This is a genomic window from Dactylosporangium darangshiense (assembly GCF_039537565.1).
In the GTDB taxonomy this organism is placed as follows: Bacteria; Actinomycetota; Actinomycetes; order Mycobacteriales; family Micromonosporaceae; genus Dactylosporangium; species Dactylosporangium darangshiense.
Genome location: NZ_BAABAT010000001.1, coordinates 704050 through 724389, shown reverse-complemented (window position 1 = coordinate 724389; position 20340 = coordinate 704050). Strand labels below are relative to the sequence as shown.

19 protein-coding genes and 3 tRNA genes are annotated in these 20340 nt (G+C 70.3%); 8 read left to right on the top strand and 14 right to left on the bottom strand.

Annotation, left to right across the window (positions count from 1 at the left end):
* Positions 1-140: 140 nt before the first annotated feature.
* Both ABD901_RS03230 and ABD901_RS03225 read left to right on the top strand, forming a co-directional pair.
* Positions 141-950 carry an endonuclease/exonuclease/phosphatase family protein gene (locus ABD901_RS03230; RefSeq protein ID WP_345120926.1) on the top strand — a complete coding sequence of 270 codons (810 nt, stop codon included), beginning with the start codon at positions 141-143 and terminating at the stop codon, positions 948-950.
* A 191-nt stretch (positions 951-1141) separates the two neighbouring features.
* Positions 1142-2884, top strand: coding sequence for a VWA domain-containing protein (locus ABD901_RS03225; protein ID WP_345120924.1), 1743 nt, complete (start codon positions 1142-1144; stop codon positions 2882-2884).
* Here ABD901_RS03225 and ABD901_RS03220 read toward each other — a convergent pair whose 3' ends face one another.
* Genes ABD901_RS03220 through ABD901_RS03210 form a run of 3 tightly spaced genes read right to left on the bottom strand, consistent with a single transcriptional unit; the run spans position 2885 to position 7072 of the window.
* Positions 2885-3700 (bottom strand): TrmH family RNA methyltransferase, encoded by an 816-nt coding sequence (locus ABD901_RS03220; RefSeq protein WP_345121154.1) that lies wholly within the window; start codon positions 3698-3700, stop codon positions 2885-2887.
* The gene (gene valS, locus ABD901_RS03215; protein WP_345120922.1) at positions 3700-6201 is read right to left on the bottom strand and encodes a valine--tRNA ligase; all 2502 of its coding nucleotides are present in this window, start codon (positions 6199-6201) and stop codon (positions 3700-3702) included. Before valS ends, ABD901_RS03220 begins: the two co-directional genes overlap by 1 nt.
* Positions 6202-6238: 37 nt before the next feature.
* A complete protein-coding gene (locus ABD901_RS03210; protein WP_345120920.1) occupies positions 6239-7072 on the bottom strand; it encodes an SDR family oxidoreductase in 834 nt (277 codons plus the stop codon).
* 6 nt (positions 7073-7078) lie between these two features.
* Between ABD901_RS03210 and ABD901_RS03205 the strand changes: the two genes are divergently transcribed.
* The 3 genes from ABD901_RS03205 (at position 7079) to ABD901_RS03195 (ending at position 9530) form a co-directional block, all read left to right on the top strand.
* Entirely contained in the window at positions 7079-7351 is a 273-nt protein-coding gene (locus tag ABD901_RS03205) for a hypothetical protein (RefSeq protein WP_345120919.1), read from the top strand.
* Positions 7348-7662 carry a ribbon-helix-helix domain-containing protein gene (locus ABD901_RS03200; protein WP_345120917.1) on the top strand — a complete coding sequence of 105 codons (315 nt, stop codon included), beginning with the start codon at positions 7348-7350 and terminating at the stop codon, positions 7660-7662. The genes ABD901_RS03205 and ABD901_RS03200 overlap by 4 nt, the downstream gene beginning before the upstream one ends.
* A 65-nt stretch (positions 7663-7727) precedes the next feature.
* A complete protein-coding gene (locus ABD901_RS03195) occupies positions 7728-9530 on the top strand; it encodes a hypothetical protein (protein WP_380137550.1) in 1803 nt (600 codons plus the stop codon).
* A 218-nt stretch (positions 9531-9748) separates the two neighbouring features.
* Here the strand turns inward: ABD901_RS03195 and ABD901_RS03190 are convergent, their stop codons facing one another.
* The 3 genes from ABD901_RS03190 to ABD901_RS03180 all read right to left on the bottom strand — a co-directional run bounded on the left by ABD901_RS03190 (position 9749) and on the right by ABD901_RS03180 (position 11312).
* The gene (locus ABD901_RS03190) at positions 9749-10066 is read right to left on the bottom strand and encodes a helix-turn-helix domain-containing protein (RefSeq protein ID WP_345120913.1); all 318 of its coding nucleotides are present in this window, start codon (positions 10064-10066) and stop codon (positions 9749-9751) included.
* The gene (locus ABD901_RS03185; protein WP_345120911.1) at positions 10063-10428 is read right to left on the bottom strand and encodes a type II toxin-antitoxin system RelE/ParE family toxin; all 366 of its coding nucleotides are present in this window, start codon (positions 10426-10428) and stop codon (positions 10063-10065) included. Before ABD901_RS03185 ends, ABD901_RS03190 begins: the two co-directional genes overlap by 4 nt.
* 326 nt (positions 10429-10754) lie before the next feature.
* Entirely contained in the window at positions 10755-11312 is a 558-nt protein-coding gene (locus ABD901_RS03180) for a Uma2 family endonuclease (RefSeq protein ID WP_345120909.1), read from the bottom strand.
* 345 nt (positions 11313-11657) lie between these two features.
* On the opposite strand from ABD901_RS03180, the gene ABD901_RS03175 reads away from it, so the two are divergent.
* Positions 11658-11825 (top strand): hypothetical protein, encoded by a 168-nt coding sequence (locus tag ABD901_RS03175; RefSeq protein WP_345120907.1) that lies wholly within the window; start codon positions 11658-11660, stop codon positions 11823-11825.
* A 324-nt stretch (positions 11826-12149) separates the two neighbouring features.
* Here the strand turns inward: ABD901_RS03175 and ABD901_RS03170 are convergent.
* The 7 genes from ABD901_RS03170 to crtI all read right to left on the bottom strand — a co-directional run bounded on the left by ABD901_RS03170 (position 12150) and on the right by crtI (position 16454).
* A tRNA-Phe gene (locus ABD901_RS03170) sits at positions 12150-12223 on the bottom strand.
* 24 nt (positions 12224-12247) lie between these two features.
* Positions 12248-12321: transfer RNA gene (locus ABD901_RS03165), tRNA-Asp, on the bottom strand.
* 17 nt (positions 12322-12338) lie between these two features.
* A tRNA-Glu gene (locus ABD901_RS03160) sits at positions 12339-12411 on the bottom strand.
* Positions 12412-12532: 121 nt separating this feature from the next.
* Positions 12533-13429: a polysaccharide deacetylase family protein gene (locus ABD901_RS03155; RefSeq protein ID WP_345120905.1), complete on the bottom strand. Its 897-nt coding sequence runs from the start codon at positions 13427-13429 to the stop codon at positions 12533-12535.
* Between the two features lie 135 nt (positions 13430-13564).
* Positions 13565-14434, bottom strand: a complete 870-nt coding sequence (locus tag ABD901_RS03150) for a MerR family transcriptional regulator (RefSeq protein WP_345120903.1) — start codon at positions 14432-14434, stop codon at positions 13565-13567.
* A complete protein-coding gene (gene idi, locus ABD901_RS03145; RefSeq protein WP_345120901.1) occupies positions 14431-14961 on the bottom strand; it encodes an isopentenyl-diphosphate Delta-isomerase in 531 nt (176 codons plus the stop codon). The genes ABD901_RS03150 and idi overlap by 4 nt, the downstream gene beginning before the upstream one ends.
* A 2-nt stretch (positions 14962-14963) precedes the next feature.
* Positions 14964-16454: a phytoene desaturase family protein gene (gene crtI, locus ABD901_RS03140; RefSeq protein ID WP_345120899.1), complete on the bottom strand. Its 1491-nt coding sequence runs from the start codon at positions 16452-16454 to the stop codon at positions 14964-14966.
* Between the two features lie 72 nt (positions 16455-16526).
* Here crtI and ABD901_RS03135 point away from each other — a divergent pair, with 72 nt between their 5' ends.
* Both ABD901_RS03135 and ABD901_RS03130 read left to right on the top strand, forming a co-directional pair.
* Complete coding sequence (locus ABD901_RS03135; protein WP_345120897.1) at positions 16527-17477, top strand: phytoene/squalene synthase family protein; 951 nt, start codon at positions 16527-16529, stop codon at positions 17475-17477.
* Positions 17474-18751: a cryptochrome/photolyase family protein gene (locus tag ABD901_RS03130; RefSeq protein WP_345120895.1), complete on the top strand. Its 1278-nt coding sequence runs from the start codon at positions 17474-17476 to the stop codon at positions 18749-18751. The genes ABD901_RS03135 and ABD901_RS03130 overlap by 4 nt, the downstream gene beginning before the upstream one ends.
* Positions 18752-19005: 254 nt before the next feature.
* Here ABD901_RS03130 and ABD901_RS03125 read toward each other — a convergent pair whose 3' ends face one another.
* Positions 19006-19575: a hypothetical protein gene (locus ABD901_RS03125; RefSeq protein ID WP_345120893.1), complete on the bottom strand. Its 570-nt coding sequence runs from the start codon at positions 19573-19575 to the stop codon at positions 19006-19008.
* Between the last annotated feature and the right edge of the window lie 765 nt (positions 19576-20340).

The window sequence follows — 20340 nt, the reverse complement described above, 5'->3', positions numbered from 1 at the left end:
ATGCGCGAATGGCTTTTGCGCCGCAAAGTCCGGCGATGTCCGATCGGCGGAAAATCTTGAATGGACCTTGTCCGGACTCGCAACCGCGCCGCACACCGCACGGGCGGCGGTCGCCAAGATCAAGCGGCGAGAATGAAGGTATGCGGCTCGGCACGTTCAACCTGATGCACGGGCGCTCGCTCGCCGACGGCCTAGTGGACGAAGGCCGGATCGGCCGCGCGATCGCCGGCCTGGACACCGACGTGCTCGGCCTGCAGGAGGTCGACCGCGCCCAGCCGCGCAGCGGCCACGCCGACCTCACACGCATCGCCGCCGACGCGCTCGGCGCCGAGCACGCGATGTTCGTCCCCGCGGTCGTCGGCACGCCCGGCGAGGCGTTCCGGACGGCGACCGACGCCGACGGCGAGGGCCTCGACCCGCATTACGGCGTGGCGCTGGTCAGCCGCTATCCCGTGACGCAGTGGCGGGTCACCCGACTGCCGGCCAGCCCGCTGCGCGCCCCGATCATGATCCCGGGGCCGCACCGGATGCGGCTGCTGATGCTGGACGACGAGCCGCGGGTGCTCGTCGCCGCGGTGATCGAGACGCCGGCCGGGCGCGTGACAATTGCCACTACCCACCTGTCGTTCGTGCCCGGCTGGAACGTCCGGCAGCTCCGCCTGGTTCGCCGCGCGCTGCGCGGCCTGCCGGCGCCGCGGGTGCTGCTCGCCGACCTCAACCTGCCCGGCGGGCTGCCGCGGCTGGTCTCCGGCTGGCGCCGGCTGGCCGGCATTCCTACTTATCCCTCGCACGCGCCACGCGTGCAGTTCGACCACGTCCTGGCCGATCGGCACGGCTTCGAGCGCCTGCCGCGGGTCGTCGGGGTCGAGAGCCCCCGCCTGCCGTTCTCCGACCATCGCCCGCTCGTCGTCACCATGAGTGATCACTCCAGCACGCTGAAGATCGATTAGGGCAGATTTAAGTCGGCGTGGAATGCCTGCTTGTGGCCGTTTGTCCGGTCACGATTGCGAACCGTGTTCGTGTAACTACGATTCTTCGGCGCCTTGTAGATTAGGCGTTCGTTTGTTGGGATGCGTACCGTCAGTGATTTTCAACCGAAGGTACAAGGCCGCAGAGGCCGCCGGTCCGGAGGATATGAGCCGTGAAAGGTCGCCACCGCTCAGCGGGGTCGTCGGGCGGAGCGCTGAAGCTGGGTGCCGCCGCGGTCGCCGTGCTCGTCGTCCTCGCCGGTAGCTGGTATGCATTCCGCAAGTACTCGCAGCCGTCGTGCGGCAGCGCCGCGCAGCTGTCCATCGGCGCGCCGGCGGACATCGTGCCCGCGCTGAAGGCACAGGCCACCGCCTGGTCCGACCAGGCCAAGGCTAACGACAACTGCGTCGACATCGAGGTCTTCGAGGAGGACCCGGCCGACGTCGCGGCCGCCCTCGCCGGCAAGGTCAACAAGACGCTGACCGGCGTCGGACAGGCCAACGGCAAGACGCGCATCCCGGACGTCTGGGTCGCCGACTCCTCGCTCTGGCTGGCCCGCCTGCGCGCGGTCAACCCGCAGGGCGTGCCGAACAACGCGAAGTCGATCGCCCGCAGCCCGGTGGTGCTGGCGATGCCGGAGCCGATCGCGACCACGTTCGGCTGGCCGCAGAAGAAAATTACGTACACCGACCTGATCAGCAAGGTGGCGACCGACCAGAAGGTCAAGGTCGGCATCGTCGAGCCCAGCCGCGACTCCACCGGCCTCGGCGGCCTGCTCACCCTCGCCGCGGCCGCGCAGGCCGCCGGCGGCGGCAACGCCACCCAGGCCACCCAGGTGGCCACCGCCGCACTGCGGGCGCTGGCCGCCGGCCGCTCCTCGCTGCGCGCCGACCTGATCCAGAAGTTCCCGCGCGGCAGCGACCCCACCGCGCTGAGCAGCGGCCTGACCGTGGCGCCGCTGTCCGAGCAGGCGGTCATCCAGTACAACGGGGTGCAGCCGCCGGTCCGCCTCGCCGCGATCTACGCCGAGCCGGCCGCGCCCGCGCTGGACTACCCGGCCGTCGTGCTCAGCAGCGACAAGGCCAGCATCGCCACCGAGCTGCTCAAGTCGTTCGACTCGCAGGACTTCCGCGACCAGCTCGGCGCGATCGGGCTGCGCGGCGCCGACGGCGCGCCCGGCAAGGGCTTCGCGACGCCGAGCAACGCGCCGGCGACCCTGCCGGCCCCCTCCGGCGCGGCGCCCGACGCGGCCACCGTCGAGGGCCTGCTGTCCAAGTGGCAGGCGATCACGCTGCCGGCCCGCATGCTCGCCGTCATCGACGTCTCCGGCTCGATGCTGGAGACGGTGCCGACCGCCGGCAACGCGACGCGCATGCAGGTGACGCTGGAGGCCGCACGCAAGGGCATGAGCCTCTTCGACGACTCGTGGGCGCTGGGCGTGTGGGAGTTCTCCACGCTCATGGACGGCACCAAGGACTACAAGCAGCTGGTGCCGATCGGGCCGCTGGTCAGCCAGCGCACCCAGTGCCTGCAGGCGCTCTCGCAGATCCAGGCGAAGAAGAACGGCGACACCGCGCTCTACGACACGATCCTCGCCGCCTACAAGACGGTGCAGCAGGGGTACGAGAGCGGGCGCGTCAACTCGGTCATCGTCATGACCGACGGCGCGAACGACGACCCCGCCGGCGGCCTGTCGCTGGAGCAGCTGATCGCCGAGCTCAAGAAGGCGGCCGACCCGGCCAAGCCGATCCAGGTGATCCTGATCGGCATCGGCGACAAGGTCGACGAGGCGCACATGCGGCAGGTCACCGACGCGGTCGGCGGCGGCACGTTCGTCGCGCCCGACCCGGCGAAGATCGGCGACATCTTCCTGCAGGCGATCTCGCTGCGCGGCCAGGTGGCGCAGCCGAAGTAACTACCAGCGGGACTTCCGCGCCCGGGCCTCGTAGAGCAGCACCGAGGCCGAGACGGAAACGTTCAGCGAGTCGCCGGACCCGAGCATGGGTACGGCGACTCGCTGGTATCCGCGCCCGTACCAGTCCTTGCCGATGCCGTACCGCTCGCTGCCCACCACCAGCGCCGTGCGCCCGCCGTAGTCGGCCTTGCGGTAGTTGATCGCCTCGTCGGTGTCGGCCAGCAGCACGGTGAAGCGCAGCGAATCGAGCCACGCCGCGGCCTCCGCGACGGTTTCGAACTCCAGCGTCGGTACCGTGAGGATCGTGCCCTGGCTCGCTCGGATCACCTTCGGGTGGGTGAGCCGGGTCTTGCGGTTGGTCAGCACGAGGCAGTCGGCGGCGCAGGCGTCCAGCGAGCGGATCAGCGTGCCGAGGTTGCCCGGGATCTCCACGCCGTCGGCGACCAGCACCAGCGCGGTGCGCTCGAAGCGCACGTCCCGCGGCTCCCACCGGGGCAGCGCGGCCAGCGACAGCAGCCCGTCGGGCTTGTCCCGCTCGGAGATCTTCTCCAGCGTGCGCAGGGAGATGCGGAACGAGCGCTCGGCCCGCTCCGCGATCTCCTCGGCCCGCTTGTGCGCCTCGTCGGCGTAGATCGCCTCCGGGCACCAGAAGAACGTGTCGATCGGCGCGCCGGACTCCAGGAGCATGTTGTGCGCCCACAGCCCCTCGGCGACGAAGAGCTTGTAGCGGTTCGGCGCGGTGTTGTTCTGGATGTGCTGCACCTGCCGCACCGCCGGGTGCTGCACCCCGATAGCGGGAATGGCCTGGAGTTCCATCACAGCGTGACGGTAGCCGACAGCTCCTCCGCCTCGACGATGGACCAGTCGCGCACGTTGCCGGCGGCGGTGAGGTCGGCCCGGACCCGCTCCAGCGTCGCCACCGGGCCGGCCACCTCCAGCCGGGCCACCTCGGCGCGCATCGACTGCTGCGCGGCCGACTTGGCCCGCCGGATCGCACCGAGCACCTCCGCGGCCAGGCGCAGCGGCGCCACGTCGCCGCCGGGCAGCGGCTCGGGCAGCTCGTGCGGCCACGGCGCGCGGTGCACCGAGCCCTCCTGCCACCAGGACCAGACCTCCTCGGCCACGTACGGCAGGAAGGGCGCGAACAGCCGCTGCACCGTGGACAGCGCCACGGCCAGCGCCGCGCGGGCCGACTCCACCCCGGCCGGCTCGGCCTCGCCGTAGGCGCGGGCCTTCACCAGCTCCACGTAGTCGTCGCAGAAGGTCCAGAAGAACTGCTCGGTGACCTCCAGGGCCCGGGCGTAGTCGAACTCCTCGAACGCCGCCGTCGCCTCGCTCACCACCGTGGACAGCGCCGCCAGCAGCGCCAGGTCCACCGGCTCGCTCACGCGGGCCGGGTCGGCCGCGCCGCCGAAGCCGAGCACGAACCGGCTCGCGTTGAGCAGCTTCACCGCCAGGCGCCGGCCCACCTTCATCTGGTTGGTGTCCAGCGCCGTGTCCACGCCGCGGCGGGCGCTGCCGGCCCAGTACCGGATCGCGTCGGCGCCGAAGCGCTCGAGCAGCACCTCCGGGCTGTCGTCGGGCCGCGCGTTGTCCTTCGACTTCGAGATCTTCTTGCGGTCCGGGTCGAGGATCCAGCCGGCGATCGCCGCGTTGCCCCACGGCAGCACGCCGTGCTCGAACTGCGAGCGCAGCACGGTGGTGAACAGCCAGGTGCGGATGATCTCGTGTGCCTGCGGCCTCATGTCCATCGGGAACACCAGGCCGAAGAGCTCCGGGTCGTCGAGCCAGCGCCCGGCGATCTGCGGCGTCAGCGAGGACGTCGCCCAGGTGTCCATCACGTCCGGGTCGCCGATGAAGCCGCCGGGCCGCCCGCGGTCCGCCTCCTCGAACCCCGGCGGCGTGTCGCTGCTCGGGTCCATGGGCAGGGCCTTCGGCACGATCGGGTCGTCGTGGATCGGGTTGGCGTCGGCGTCAAGGCGGTACCACAGCGGAATCGGCACGCCGAAGAACCGCTGCCGGCTGATCACCCAGTCGCCGGTGAGCCCCTCCACCCAGTGCTCGTAGCGGACCCGCATGTGCGCCGGCGTCCACTGCAGCTCGCGCCCGCGGGCCAGCAGCGTCTCGCGCAGCTCGGGCGAGCGGGCGCCGTTTCTGATGTACCACTGCCGCGTCGCCACGATCTCGACCGGCCGATCGCCCTTCTCGTAGAACTTGACCGCGTGCGTGATCGGCCGGGGCTCACCGTCGAGCTCGCCGGAGGCGCGCAGCATCGCCACGACCTTCTCGCGCGCCTGGTTGATCGTCAGCCCGGCCACCGGCGCGTAGGCGTCCTCGTCCACGCCGTCGGGCGGCTGCAGGCCGAGCCGGCCGTTGCGCTGCATCACGGTGCGGGTCGGCAGGTCCAGCTCGCGCCACCAGGTCACGTCGGTGAGGTCGCCGAACGTGCACACCATCACCAGCCCGCTGCCCTTCTCCGGGTCGGCGAGATGGTGCGCGAGCAGCGGCACCTCCACGTGGAACAGCGGCGTGCGCACCGTCGTGCCGAAATACGGCTTGTACCGCTCGTCGCCCGGGTGCGCCACCAGCGCCACGCAGGCGGGCAGCAGCTCGGGCCGGGTCGTCTCCACGTGGTGCTCGCCGAAGCGGATGCGGTGGTAGGCGCCGGGCCGCTCGCGGTCCTCCAGCTCGGCCTGCGCCACGGCGGTGCCGAACGACACGTCCCACAGGGTCGGGCCGTCCAGCGGGTACGCCTCGCCGCGCTCCAGGCTGTTGAGGAACGCGCGCTGCGCGGTCGCGCGGGCGCGGTCGCCGATCGTGGTGTACAGGTGCGTCCAGTCCACGCTGAGGCCCACGTGCTTCCAGAGGCGCTCGTAGGACTGCTCGTCGAGGTCGGTCTGGCGCTGGCAGAGCTCCACGAAGTTGCGCCGGCCGATGAGCACACGGTCCTTGCCGGGCTTTTCCGGCGGTTCGAAGCCGGGGTCGTACGGCAGGGTCGGGTCGCACTGCACGCCGAACGTCAGCTGCACGCGGCGCTCGGTCGGCAGGCCGTTGTCGTCCCAGCCCATCGGGTAGAACACGGCCTTGCCGCGCATGCGCTGGTACCGCGCGACGATGTCGGTCTGCGTGTAGGAGAACACGTGCCCGATGTGCAGGGCTCCGCTCACCGTCGGCGGCGGGGTGTCGATGGCGAACACGGTCTCGCGCGCGGCGGTTCGGTCGAAGCGATACGTGCCCTCTACCTCCCATACGCCCGCCCACTTCTCCTCGAGACCGTCGAGACTGGGGCGCTGCGGGATGCGATCGGCTTCAGGCATGCACTTCATGCTATGGGCGATGTGCCGGTGCCACCTCTCAATTCGCGCTCAGCGATCGCGGCCTATGCCCGGTGAGCCGTTCGACGTCGCCGGTGACCTCGGCGAGGTCGCCGTTGGCGATGGCCTGGTACGACGTGACCCATCCCGCCACCTCGAACTCCGGCGCGCCGTAGTGCGCTCGTGCGGCGTACGCCTCTTCCACGGTCTCCGGCTCGTACCGCAGGCCCAGCCTTTCGGCGGCTTCGGCCAGCGTGAGCGCTTCGGGACCGCTGAGCCGGTAGGTTTCGGATTTGTCCGATTTTTCGGTTAGTACGGCTATAGCGGCATCCGCTACATCCTCATAGCTGATCGCCGCCAGCCGCCCGTCGCCGGCCGGGCCGCGGATAACGCCGTCGGCGCCGGCGAGGCGGGGGATCATCTCCTGGTACATGTTGTCGCGCAGGAACGTGTACCGCAGGCCGGTGGCGCGGATGTGCTGCTCGGTGTGCCAGTGGTCGCGGCCGAACGTGAACGTGCAGTCCGGGGCGGCGCTCTCGAACGAGAGGTACACGATCCGTTCCACGCCGGCCTCGACGGCCGCGTCTACAGCGGTTTTGTGCGCGGCGAGCCTGTGCCGGTCCTCGCGCCCCGACACCAGGAAGAGCGTCTCGATGCCCTGGAGCGCGGCGTGCATCCGGCTTTTGTCGGCATATTCCGCGACTTTTACGGGTTTGTCGGTTTCGGGCGCCTTGGCCGCGTCGCGGACCAGCAGCGCGTGCGGCAGCGCCAGCCGAGCAGCCACGCGCCCGCCGACCTGCCCGGTCGCGCCGGTAACCAGGATCATGCCGACAGTATGCGCCCGATGGACGCGCGTATGACGGACGTCGTACATTGAGGTATGCCCTACCGCTGGTGGCCGGCGACGCTGGCGGCCCTCAACGGCATCGACCCGATCGAGGCCCTCGAGGCGCTCAACGCGGACCGGCGGCTGCCGAGGGCGGGAGTCTCCCTGGGACTGCCGGTCCTCAGCGTCTGGGCTCGCACGCGGTCGGGACGCCCGCTGATCGTCGTGCTGCGGCACGAGGGCGGCTTGGAATGGCTCATCATCGGCGCGCTGGACATGTCACCCGCCCAGCAGGCCGAGTTCGAGGCATGGGAGGCGAAGTCATGAGCGACACGTTCGCGACGGACGAGCAGCTGGACGCCCTGGCCCTGGCCGTGGCGGCCGGCAACATCACATATACGGACGCCCCCGCCGAGCTCCCGCCCCGCCCCGACGGCGAGACGATGGCGGTGTACTCGGTGCGGCTGCCCACCAGCACCGCCGAGCAGCTGGCCACGATCGCCCGGCGCCGCGGCGTGAAGCCGTCGACGCTGATGCGCCAGATGATCGAGCAGTGCCTGGTCACCGAGGCCGACGACCACCCGATCTCCCTGGCCGAGGCCCTGCGCGCCCTGACCACCCTGCGCAAGGTCGCCTGACCCGTCACGGCCTACCTGGTCGCCGCGGCCGAGCGGGACTAAGACCCGGGCCTTTTTGGCCTACGATGTCGGCAGTGACGCCGACCCAGCTCGAAAGCGACGCGCCCCGGGCGGTTGAACCCGAACCGTCGCTCCGTGACCGCGTCTCCCCCAGGCTGCGTCGTCGCCTGCCGGACCTGATCGCCGCCGCGGCGTACCTCATGATCGCGGCCATCGTCCTGGGCCACTACTGGCCCGACGTGCGCCACCGCATCTCCGGCCACCTGCCCGACGACCACCTGTGGTTCGAGTGGCTGCTCGGCCACGGCGCCTACACGGTGCGCCACCTGAGCAACCCGCTGGTGTCCATGCGCCAGAACGTCCCCGTCGGCGTCAACATGATGGCCAACACCTCGGTCCTCGGCCTCACGATCCCGCTGGCGCCCTTGACCATGCTGCTGGGCCCGCAGATCGTGTACCTGCTGTGGCTGGGCGGCGCCCCCGCGGCCACCGCTTTCAGCTCCTACTGGGTGCTCTCACGCCACCTGGTGAAGTCCCGCCCGGCGGCGGCGGTCGCGGGCGCGTTCGTCGGCTTCGCCCCCGGCATCGTCCACCACGCCAACGGCCAGGCCAACTTCCTGACCAACTTCCTGCTGCCATTCATCGTCCTGCGCGCGATGAAGCTGGCCGAGGACGGCCGCTGGCTCCGCAACGGCATCTACCTCGGCTTGCTGGTCACCTACCAGGCGTTCCTCAACGAGGAGCAACTCCTGGTCACGGCGCTGGGCTGCGTCGTGGCGCTGCTCGCGTACGCCGCGATGCGCCAAGAAGAGGCCAAGGCAATGCTGAAGCCGTTCTTCGCGGCCGCCGGGGTGGCGGCCCTGATCGCGGTGACGCTGCTGGCGTACCCGCTGTGGTACCAGTTCAAGGGCCCCCAGACGTTCCAGGGCCTCCCGTTCTCGGGCTGGGGCGAGGACGTCCGCGCTTTCTTCACCTACCCGCGCGACAGCCTGGCCGGCGACGCCAGCACCGAACGCACGATCGGCATCACCGAGCAGAACAGCTGGTACGGCATCACGCTGTTCGCCCTGGTCCCCATTCTGGTCATCGTCCTGTGGCGCTCTCTCCACGCCAGGATCGCCGCCATCACGGGCGCAGTCTTCGCCGTCTGCTCCCTGGGCGCCAACATCCGCTGGAACGGCCACCTGACCAGCCACAAGGCCCCGTGGTCTTTGATCCCTGCGGACGCACCCCTGGTCGGCCTGCTCCTCCCGACCCGCCTCGTCTACGTGAGCACCCTGGCGATCGGCGTGCTACTCGCCCTGGCCTGGGACAAGGTCGCCCGCCCCGACGGTTCGGCCAGGGACTGGTTCCGCTTCGACGCGCGGATCGCCATCGCCATCGCTCTGATCCCGCTGATCCCGACCCCGGTCCCCGTCCAGTCGGCCGACCCGATCCCACACTTCATCACGAGCGAGAAGTGGCGCCCGTACACGTCGGCCGGCGGCACCCTGGTCCCCGTCCCGGTCCCGAACAACCGCCAGGGCATCGCGGGCCTGCAGTGGAGCGGCGCAACCCTGCACGAGTTCGCCATCCCGGCCGGCTATTTCCTGGGCCCGGACGAGAACGGCAAGGGCCGCCTGGGCGTGCCGGCAAGGCCGACGACGACCCTGCTGGACACGGTGGCCGCGACGGGCCAGGTCCCGCAGATCACGGACAAGAACAAGGCCGACGCTTTGAGGGACCTGCGCTACTGGCACGCCGCGATCCTGGTTTTGCCGAAGACCCCGAACCACGACGCCTTGTTCGACACTCTGGAGGCCCTCTTCGGCCCAGGCCAGCGCGTCGACGACGTCTGGCTCTGGGACGTCCGAGCCCTCACGAAGTAACGGCCCGTGGCGCTGACGCTCGACTTCGGCGCGGGACCGACCCACTTGCCTCTCGGCGTCGGGCAGGGGCAGGGTCGAACCGCCGACCTTCCGCTTTTCAGATCTCGGTGGCTCGGCGTCGTGGACTTGGATACTGAGGCCACGTGTGCCGCATTGCGTCCAGCGATCCAGGTCGGTACGCCGCCGTTGCTACACGGGTTGCTACACGACGTCGGAGATCAGGCGATGGCGGTGATGTCGCCGTCGTCGAAGTAGATGGCCTGGTGAAGGCGGCCGCCCAGTGCGGCGGCGTAGCGGGCCAGGACGTCCTGACCCGAGACCTTGCCCTGCTCGATCTGCGAGACCCGGCCTTTGGTGACGCCCATACGGTCGGCGACCTGCTGCTGCGTCAGGCCGCGACTGCGGCGCGCATCGGCGAGGCGGTGGCCGGTGACCTGGGCCAGCAGTTCCTGCTTGCCAGCCGCTACGGCTTCCTCGCCACCGGCCTGTTCGACAAGCTCGCCGCGGATGTCGCTCCAGCGCACGTAGCTGCTCATCGCTGGTCCCCCTCTTCCTGTGCCCGTTCTTTCAAGTAGATCTCGTAACGCTGCTCAGCAAGCGGTATCGCTTCCCGATACCAGGCATCCCATTGCCCCGCCTTGTCGCCGGCGACGAGCAGAATGCTGGACCGCCAAGGATCGAAGACGAAGAGGATCCGCATCGTTCCCGGTCGTAGCTCTTTGAGGTTGGCGAGCGATGAGTGGGTGATGGTATCGACGAGAGGACGTCCGAGGCTGGGCCCACTTTCGGCGAGTGCATCGATTGCTTGCACGACCCGCGCCTTGGCCGCCGGATCCAGTGAGTAGATCCAGGCGCGGACTTCGTTGACGACGTAGATGCCCCACTCCGGTGTGGTCACGGAGTGGAGTATAGCGAAAGCTATACGGACGTGACCGTCCGCTGCTCATGCGTTCACCGTTGCTACATAACGATCTTCATAGCCGGGCGGTGGCAGACAAAGACCCCGACCGGCGTTTCCGCTGATCGGGGTCTGTAAAGCCCGGCGAAGAGCTTTGTGGGCAGGGGCGGGGTCGAACCGCCGACCTTCCGCTTTTCAGATCAACGCAGCCCCGCTTGGAGGGAGTCCATGACCCCGGCAGACGTGCGGATCCGGTCGCTGGTGGTCGGCGGTGTGCGGACCCGTTGCTACACGCGCTGCTACACGGCTGAGGCTCGGATGGCTGGCTACGGGGCGAGCAACGTGCGAGTGTCGAGCTGGAACGGGAACGGCTGAAGAGCGCGCAGGCTTTCGCCGGACTTGGCGACCGATTCCTCGACGTAGTGGGTGCCATCGAGCCGGTTGAGCCGGAGGGTGAGCGAGTCGGGCGAGTCCTGCTCGGCGAGGAGGTACCACTCGATGCGCGCGGCGGCGTAGAAGTGCATCTTCATGACGCGGTCCGCTGCGGCGTTGCCGGGTGAGACGATCTCGCCGACGAGGGCGACCTGCGCCGCGTCAACGACGACGAAGTCGTCGCTCGTGTCCACGACGGCGAGGTCGGGGATGACGAGGCGGTCGGTGTGCAGCCGGACATTCACCGCTTCGTAGACGAGCAGGCCCGCGACGGAAGCGGGTGTGTCCAGCTGATTGGCGATGCGGCGAGAGAGGCGCTGGTGGCGCGAACTTGGCGCGGGACTCACCAGCAGGCTCCCATCGATCAGTTCGATCCGGTTCGGCGTTTCGCCCAGCGCGAGGTAGTCATCCTCGTTCCAGGGTCCGGCGTGCTCCATCGTTGCCACGCTCACGGTCTGGACCACCTCCCGGGACACTGTGCGGCTGCCGCATACCAGTGTCTCACGATGACGAGCCTGACCAACCGCGTCGACGACCGTCCGCTGTCAGACTTGACTGCATACTGTGCGTCGTGGCAGGCGGATGGCACCCGGAGACCGGGCCAGAGGACTTCCTTGCAGCGACCGTGAACGAGGCGTGCCTCGTGCGGGAGGCGGAAGAGGGCCAGCCAACCTACGAGGCGGGTATCGGGTTCTTAGGCTTGGCCATGAGCGCGATGTCCGAGACGCCCGAAGGCGAGTACGTCGCAGAAATACCCGGCGGCTCTCTATCTCATCTGGGGAGCTCTGACAGATGAGATGGACGCTCCGGGCGGCGGTTCGCCGGAGCAGGACGCCGTCGCGGTCCGCCATATGAAGCAGGCAGCCGCCGAGTGGCTGGCGGCCATCGAGACGCAGCACGACAGAGCCGCCTACCTCGATCGCTGGGTTCACGATGAGTGCGGCTACGAGCGGAAGCCGTCCTGAATCAAAAGCGTCAGGCCGAGCGAGCGCCGCTCCTGCGACGACGCTGGTGGTCAGGCGACGGCGGTGATGCCGTCGTCGTCGAAGTGGATAGCCAGGGCGCCCTGGCCGGAGACTACGCCCTGCTCGAACTGGTCACACTGGCTTTGGTGTCGTCCATGCGTCCGGCGACTTGCTGCGGGTCAGGCTGCGGTACGCCTCGGTGACCGTCCGCTGTCCAAAGGTCCGGCGTTGCTACATAACGATCTTCGTGGCAGGTGACGAACAACAAAGACCCCGACCGCGTTTCCGCAGGTCGGGGTCTGTAAAGCCCGGCGAAGAGCTTTGTGGGCAGGGGCGGGGTCGAACCGCCGACCTTCCGCTTTTCAGGCGGACGCTCGTACCGACTGAGCTACCTGCCCAGAGTGACCCACAAGTGGGCCTTGCGGTCCTGACGGGACTTGAACCCGCGACCTCCGCCTTGACAGGGCGGCGAGCACTCCAACTGCTCCACAGGACCTAGCTAAACCAACCGCGTGCCCCCAACGGGATTCGAACCCGTGCTACCGCCTTGAAAGGGCGGCGTCCTGGGCCGCTAGACGATGAGGGCGGCCCCGCAATCATCGCATACCCTGCGACCCTTGCGGTGTTGCTCCCATCCGGCCCCGCCGGAGGCTTTCAGAGCATACGTGACCCCTCCAGCGTTCTCCAAATGAGTATCCGTCAGTGGGTCACACAGGCAGCGCTATCAGCGTGAACTTGGCTTTGAGCTCGGGCAGGAGGGTCTTGTAGGCGGCCATCGTGGCGCTGCGGTCGCCGCCGCCGTCGTGGGAGAGGACGATCGAGCCGGGCCTCGTGTTGTTCCTCACGTTCGAGATGATGTGGTTGGTCATGGACTGGCCGGACCACTTCTTCGTGTTCCAGTCTGACGGGTCGACGTTCCATCCGATGGAGGTCATGCCCAGCTGGGAAGCGATCTGCACCGCGAGTGGGGTGAAGTTGCCGCCGGGGTGGCGGAAGTACTTGATCGGGGCGTTCGGCACGGCCTTGTGGATCTCGTCGTTCGTGCGCTGCAGGTCGTTGCGGATCGTGTCGGCGGACTTCTTGCCGAGGCTCTCGTCGTGCTTCCACGTGTGGTTGCACAGCGTGTGGCCGTCCGCGACGATCTGTTGCACGTACTGCGGGTACTCCTGCACGTTGACGCCGATGAGGCAGAACGTGGCCTTGATGCCCTGCGCCTTCAGCATGCCGAGGATCTTCGGGGTGTCGGGGCCGGGGCCGTCGTCGAAGGTCAGGGCGACCGCGGCCGATCCGGTGGTGCGCCAGATGCCGTCGGCCGGCGGCGGCGAGCTGGCGGGTGCCGACGCGGACGCCGAGGCGGAGGCCGACGGCGAGGCGGACGCCGACGCCGATGCGGAGGCCGCGGGCTTGCCCTGGCTGGAGGACGAGTCCGACGTGCCGGCGATCGGATGACTGATGGGCTCGCCGCCGGCTTGGCCCGAGGCCGCGACGGCGGTCGCGGAGCCGCCTGCGTGCCACGAGGAGGCGGAGGCGTGCGAGGCGCAGCCGGCGAGTGCCAGGGCGGCGGCGCTGATCACTGCTCCCACCGCAAGTCGTGTGCGTGACATAGCTGGCTCCGAGGGGGCGTTGAGGTACTTCCGACGAAGCCACACGTTAGTGATTCCGGGGCGCGCCCAACCTCCGGCATTCAGCCCATGGCACGAACCCGGGAGTACCGCTGCAAGGCACTTTTACACAGTTAACTAAGTGAGTGCCGATGTGAGGACCATCAGCGCCTCGGTGAGACTGTCCGGAAAGACGACCCCCGATGGGACGGACGGTCGATGCCATCCCGGGCCGCCCGCGGCGAGCACCAGAGGGCGGGCGCGTTCGGCGAGGATGGCGGCGAGCTGTTCCGGGGATGCGGTCTCGCGCAGGTGCGACCACAGCAGGACCGCGGCCGGGCCGGTGCGGCGCACGGCGGCCTGCAGCGCCCCGGGCGGGACGCGGGCGCCGAGGGAACGGGACGGGACGCCGTCGGCGGCGAGCGCGGCGGCCAGGGCCTCGATCGGCAGGCTGTGCTGCTCCTCGTCGGCGCAGGCGAGCAGGATGCGCACGGGTGTGCCTGCGGGCGGGCGCTGCACCGCGCCGAGGACGGCCGAGACGCAGCCCGAGACGAGGTGCTCGACCTCGACGAAGGCGCCGGTCGCGGAGTACCGATCGCCGATGCTCGAAAGGACGGGGCGCAACACGCCGTCCCAGGCCGCGACGACGCCCAGCTCGCGCACCGCGTCGGCGACCCGCTGGCGCACGGCCGGCGCGTCGAGGCGCAGCGCCGCACGGCTCAAACCGCGCACGGCGGCGCCGGTATCTTCGACCGAACCGGCATTTTCCGAGAACGGGCGGCGGGCGCGGACCCAGCGCGCCGCCTCGCCGGGGGTCACGCCCTCGACGATGAGGCGCTGCATGACCTCGAGCCGCTGGATGTCCTGCTCGGTGTACCGCCGATGATGCCCCGGCTCGTGCAGCGACGGGCCCATCCCGTACCGCTGGTGCCACGTGCGCAGGGTCGTGACGGCGACCCCGAGCCGGCGGGCGACGGCGCCGGCCGAGTACGCGGCGGCGGTGTTCATCGCGCCGCGGACCGCCAGGCGTCGAGCACGCCGCCGAGCCACGGTGCGTAGAACTCGGGGAACCGCACGAGCCGCTCGGCGAGCTCGGCGGGGCGCACCCAGTCCGTGCGGGCGACCTCGCCGGGGTCGGCGCGCACCGGGCCGTCGTACTCGCCGGCGAGCACGTGGTCGTACTCGAACTCGACTCGTCCGCTGTCCGGGTCGATCGCCTGGTAGAGGTACACCCCGACCTCCTGAAGCGGCGTAGACACGCCGAGCTCCTCGTCCAGCCGGCGCGCGGCCGCGGCGACGACCGGCTCTCCGGGGCCGGGGTGGCCGCAGCAGCTGTTGGCCCAGCGCAGGGCGAAGCGGGTCTTCACCGCGGCGCGCTGCTGCAGCAGCAGCCGGCCGTCGGGGTCGACGAGCAGGACGGAGAACGCGCGGTGCAACCGCCCGGGTGCCCGGTGCGCCTCCTCGACGGTGGCGGTGCCGGCCGCGCTGCCCGCGGTGTCGACGAGCTCGACGAGCTGCTGTTCTCGAGACTGCAAGGCTATTCCCCTGTGACGCGCGACGCCGCGAGGCGACCGGATATGAGCACCATCGGCACGCCGACGCCGGGCTGGGTGCCCGAGCCGACGAAGACCACATTGGACAGTGTGGGGTGGAGGTTGCCGGGCCGGAAGGGGCCGGTCTGGCGCAGGGTGTGCGCCGCGGCGAAGGGGGTGCCGGCGGCCATGCCCTGTTCGGCCCAGTCGGCGGGGGTGATGAAGTGGGACGTCTCGATGGCGTCGCCGAACCCGACGTACCCCCGCTGCTCCAGCGTCGCGATGAGCTCGCTGCGATAGATGCCGGCGAGCGGGCCACGCCAGTCGAGCAGCGGGGCGGTCAGGTTGGGCGTCGGGGCGAGCACGTAGTAGGTCTGGCGGCCCTCGGGGGCGAGCGACGGGTCGCTGCGAGTCGGGTTGGTGACCAGCAGCGAGGGGTCGCTCATGAGCCGGCCCTGCTCGATGACCTCGTCGAAGGTCTCGCGCCACGCGCGGCCGAAGTGGATGTTGTGGTGCGCGATCGCGCCGTACGCCTGCGTCGATCCGGCGTGCAGCACCACACAGGACGGGGAGTACCGCAGCGGGCCCAGCAGCGGGCTGCGCCAGCGGGCCGGTGGGAGCAGGTCGCGGTACGCCACGGGAAGATCGGGGTTGAGCACGACCACGTCGGCCGGGAACCGGCGCCCGTCGACGGTCCGCACCGCGGTCGCGCGGCCGGCGGCGACCTCGACGCGGGCGACGTCGGCGCCGTAGACGATCTCGACGCCGTGCTTCTCGGCGACGCCGGCGAGGGCGCGGGAGACGGCGTGGATGCCGCCCTGCGGGAAGTAGACCCCGGCGACGGAGTCGAGGTAGGCGATGACGGCGTAGAGCGCGAGGGCCTGGTGTGGCGCGACGCCGGCGTACATCGCCTGGAAGGAGAAGATCCGGCGGGTGCGCGGGTCCTTGAAGTACGAGTTCACCTTGGACTGCAGCCGCCCGAAGCCGCCCCGCCGGATCAGCCGCCACAGGTTGGCCGTCACGAGGTCCTGCGGGCGGTCGAGGTTGCGGTCGATGAAGTCGTCGCGCTCCAGCGCCCACAGCTCGCGTGCGTGGTCGACGAAGCGCAGGTAGCCGTCCGCCTCCCGCGAGCCGCAGACCCGCGCGACCTCGCCGGCCATGCGGGCGGTGTCGGCGATGACGTCCAGCGTGGAGCCGTCGGGGAAGTGTGCGCGGTACGCCGGGTCGAGCCGCGTCATCGGCAGCCACGCCGCCAGGTCCTCGCCGACGGTGCCGAACAGGTCGGCCAGCAAGGATGGCATGGTGAGCACGGTCGGGCCGGTGTCGAACTCGTATCCGTCCAGGACGAGCCGCCCGGCGCGCCCGCCCGGCTGGTCGAGGCGCTCGAGCAGCGTGACGGTCCGCCCGGCGGCGGCGAGCCGGATGGCCGCGGCGAGCCCGCCGAGGCCGGCCCCCACGACGACCACGCGATCCGTGGGGCCCGTAACCGTTCGCATGTCCACGAGGTTAGCGTAGGCTGGAGCATGCGTCGATTGCTGCGTCGATTTGCGTGCGAACCTGGAGGTCAGATGGATGCGCCCCTAGCCGCCGCCTACGAGCGGTGCCGCGCGCTGCACCGCCACTACGGTCGCACCTACTACCTGGCGACGCGCCTGCTACCTCGCTGGAAGCGCCGTCATGTTCATGCGTTGTACGGATTCACGCGGTATGCCGACGAGATCGTCGACCGCATGGGCGGCGCCACGCCGCAGGAGCGGGCCGCCGAGCTCGCCGCGTGGTCGGCGGCGTTCCTCCACGGGCTGCGCGGCGGGCACACCGAAGACCCCCTGCTGCCGGCGGTGCTGCACACGATCCGGGTGTTCGACATCGACCTCGAGGACTTCCGCAAGTTCCTCGACAGCATGGCGATGGACCTGACCGTGACGTCGTACGAGACGTATGACGACCTGCTCGGATACATGGAGGGCTCGGCGGCGGTCATCGGCACCATGATGCTGCCGATCCTCGAGTCGGCCGACCGCGCGGCCGCGCGGGAGCCCGCCCGGCAGCTGGGCCTGGCCTTCCAGCTCACGAACTTCATCCGCGACGTGGCCGAGGACCTCGAGCGCGGGCGGGTCTACCTGCCGCAACGCGACCTCGAGGCGTTCGGGGTCACGCGGGACGACCTGGAGCGGGCGCTCGCGACGCGGGCCAGTTCCAAAAACATCAAGCGCCTCATTCGGTACTTCGTGAGCCGTGCCCAACAGCACTATGCGCTCGCCGCGCCGGGAATCCCGATGCTCGCGCCCGGCTCGCAGGCGTGCATGCGCGCGGCCTACCGGCTCTACAGCATGATCCTCGACGAGGTCGCCGCGCAGGACTTCGACGTGTTCGTCCGCCGCGCCACGGTGCCCAAGGGCCGCCGGCTCGCGGTGGCGTTGTCGTGCGTCCTTTCGAAGCCCTCGGCTCCGGCTGCAGCGGCCGTCCCGGCGCAGCGGGACGGCTCCGCGTTCGTCGATCTGCGCAGTACCGCGGCATGAACGTCGCCGTCGTGCTCTTCACGCGCGACCTGCGCGTGCACGACAACCCGGCGCTGTCGGCGTCGGTGCGCGCGGCGGAGCACGTGGTGCCGCTGTTCGTGCACGACCCGGCCCTGCCGGCCGCCGACAACCGGCGGCAGTTCCTGCGGGGGTGTCTCGCCGACCTGGCGTCCTCGCTGCGCTCCCTCGGCGGCGACCTGGCGGTGCTGCGCGGCGACCCGGTCCGCGAGGCCGTGCGGGTCGCCAGGGCCGTCGGCGCGGAGGGGATCGCGATGGCGGCGGACGTGAGCGACTACGCGCGCGGTCGCGAGGCCCGGCTGGCCGCCGCCTGCGCCTCGGAGCGCCTCGCGTTTCGCACGTTCCCCGGCGTGACCGTCGTGGCGCCCGGTTCGCTGCGCCCAGGCGGCGGCTCGCACTACAAGGTGTTCACGCCCTACTACCGCGCCTGGCAGGCCGCGTCGTGGCGGGACGTGCTCGGCGCGCCGCGGCGGATCGCCTTACCCGGAAATATGCCGAAATCCTGGTTCGAATCGGGCGCTTCGGCCGAGGTGGCCGGCGAGTCCGCGGCGCGCAAGCGGCTCACGGCCTGGCTTTCGCATCTCCAGGGGTACTCCGAGACGCACGACGACCTCGCCGCGGACCGCACGTCCCGGTTGAGCCCGTACCTGCACTTCGGCTGCCTGTCGCCGCGCGAGCTCGCGGCGCGGGTGCACGACCGCCCCGGCGCCGAGCCGTTCCTGCGGCAGCTGTGCTGGCGCGACTTCTACCACCAGGTGCTGTTCGCCTTCCCCGAGTTGCGCCGCCGCGCGTACCGCCCCGGCGCCGAGGACCGCTGGCGCGACGAGCCGGACGCGCTGGAGGCGTGGAAGAGCGCCCACACCGGCGTGCCGATCGTCGACGCCGGCATGCGGCAGCTGCTGGCCGAGGGCTGGATGCACAACCGCGCCCGGCTCATCACCGCCTCCTACCTGACGAAGCACCTCGGCCTGGACTGGCGCGCCGGCGCGGACCACTTCTACGACCTCCTGCTCGACGGCGACGTGGCTAACAACTACGGCAACTGGCAGTGGGTGGCCGGCACGGGCAACGACACGAAGCCGTACCGGCGCTTCAACCCCCTGCGTCAGGCTTCGCGCTTCGACCCGTCCGGCGACTATGTGCGCCGCTACGTGCCGGAGCTCGCGTCCGTTCCCGGCAAGGCGGTGCACGCCCCATGGACGCTGCGCAAACCACCTTCCAACTACCCTGAGCCACTCACCCTGGACGCTCGGTAGTGCCTCTCGAAAAAGTGTCGTAGGTGGCCCGTACGTTGCCGGCATGGACAGAACGCTGACGCTCGACCTGCACGACGGCCGCCGCGGCTACGCGGTGACCACCTACCGCTGCGGCGACACGGGCCTGATCGGCCTGCGCCTCGTCGGCTGGGACGCGGGCGCCCTGGTGACCGAGATCGGCGGCCGGATACCCGAGGCGGACGCCGCCGAGGTGGGCAGCCTGCTCGCGACGGCCCTCGTCGGCTACGACGCCGTCAGGACTTCGGACGCCGCTGGATCGGCACGAAGCGGGGCCGGCGGGCGGCCTCCCGATCTCGCTCGGCCTGATCCCGCTCGTCGGACGGCGCCGCGTTCGGCACCTGGGCCACCCCGACCGCCGGATTGACGACGGCGTCGAACCATCCGCGGCGGCGCCCCTGGTTGTCGCGGCCGTCCTGGTTGCCCGGGTTGGCCCGGTTGGCATGGTTGGCTCGGTTGGCTCGGTTGGCCGGGCTGGTTTGGTGCTGCAGGTTTCTCGGCCACGCCTCGGCGTTGTTCGCGTCGGCCCACGCCCACGCGACGTCGCCCACCGGCCACCCGGCGCCGTCGCCGGGTCTGTGCCTGGGCGCACCGAGCCATATGCCGGCGGCTCGCAGCGTCGCACCCGGCAGGCGCTGGGGCAGCCGCCCGTAGGCGTCGAGCGTGCCGTCGGCGGCTCGGCGAAACGCACACGGGAAGACGTGCCCGCAGGCCGAGCAGGCCTCACCGGACAGCGAGGGAAGGTGGAGCGAGATGACCTGTTGGGCCGCCGCGATGCGGTCGGCGGCAAGCTGGGAGTAGTGCATTCTGGCTCATCGCCCTCTCGTACGAGCTCGGACCTGGCATTGAGGGCGGGCGCCCCGACACGGCCAAGGCCAGTTGACCGCGTCGCAGCGCCCGCCCGTTCACCCGACCGCGCGGACCCCTCTGTCAACACACGGTCGGGGGGCTCGGGCGTTGCGACGCTCGGTAACGACGAACACACAAATCCTCAAACATGCACATGCACGATGCAATGAGCTAGGGCCACTACTCACCCAAACTTCGCCCGATCCACTCGTTCGGGTGATACGAGGGGCCACACGCCCGTTCGATCTCACGCCGCGAAGATCACCACTACTCCTCACCTCCGCTTGTGCCTTCACGTATTGCCTGGCACGCCGCGGTCGACCACTGAGGTCACGAGCGGGCACCACGCCCGCGAATGGCAGCCGGCTCCAGGCCGCGAGCGGACACCAGGCCCGCGGTCACACAGCCGGCCCACGTCTCTGCGCGGTCATCAGGCCCGCAGTCGACAGGTGGCGCGGAGCTTCGAGCAGGCTCTCAGGCGGCCGATGGCAAGTGGCGTGCCTACACCGGGCGGCTTCGGCGGCCGACTCGACAAGCCCGCGCATGCTGACAGAGGATGTGCTTCCGCTCCTCGACGTCGGCAGGCAACGTGACCAACCCCGAACCGACCGCCGCTGCGACCTCAGCTGTCGACTCGGACACCCCCGCGACCGCACCTGTCGTTCCGTCGGCTCCACAGGTCACCGACCCGGAGGAAAGCACCACCGCCGCGGTATCCACCG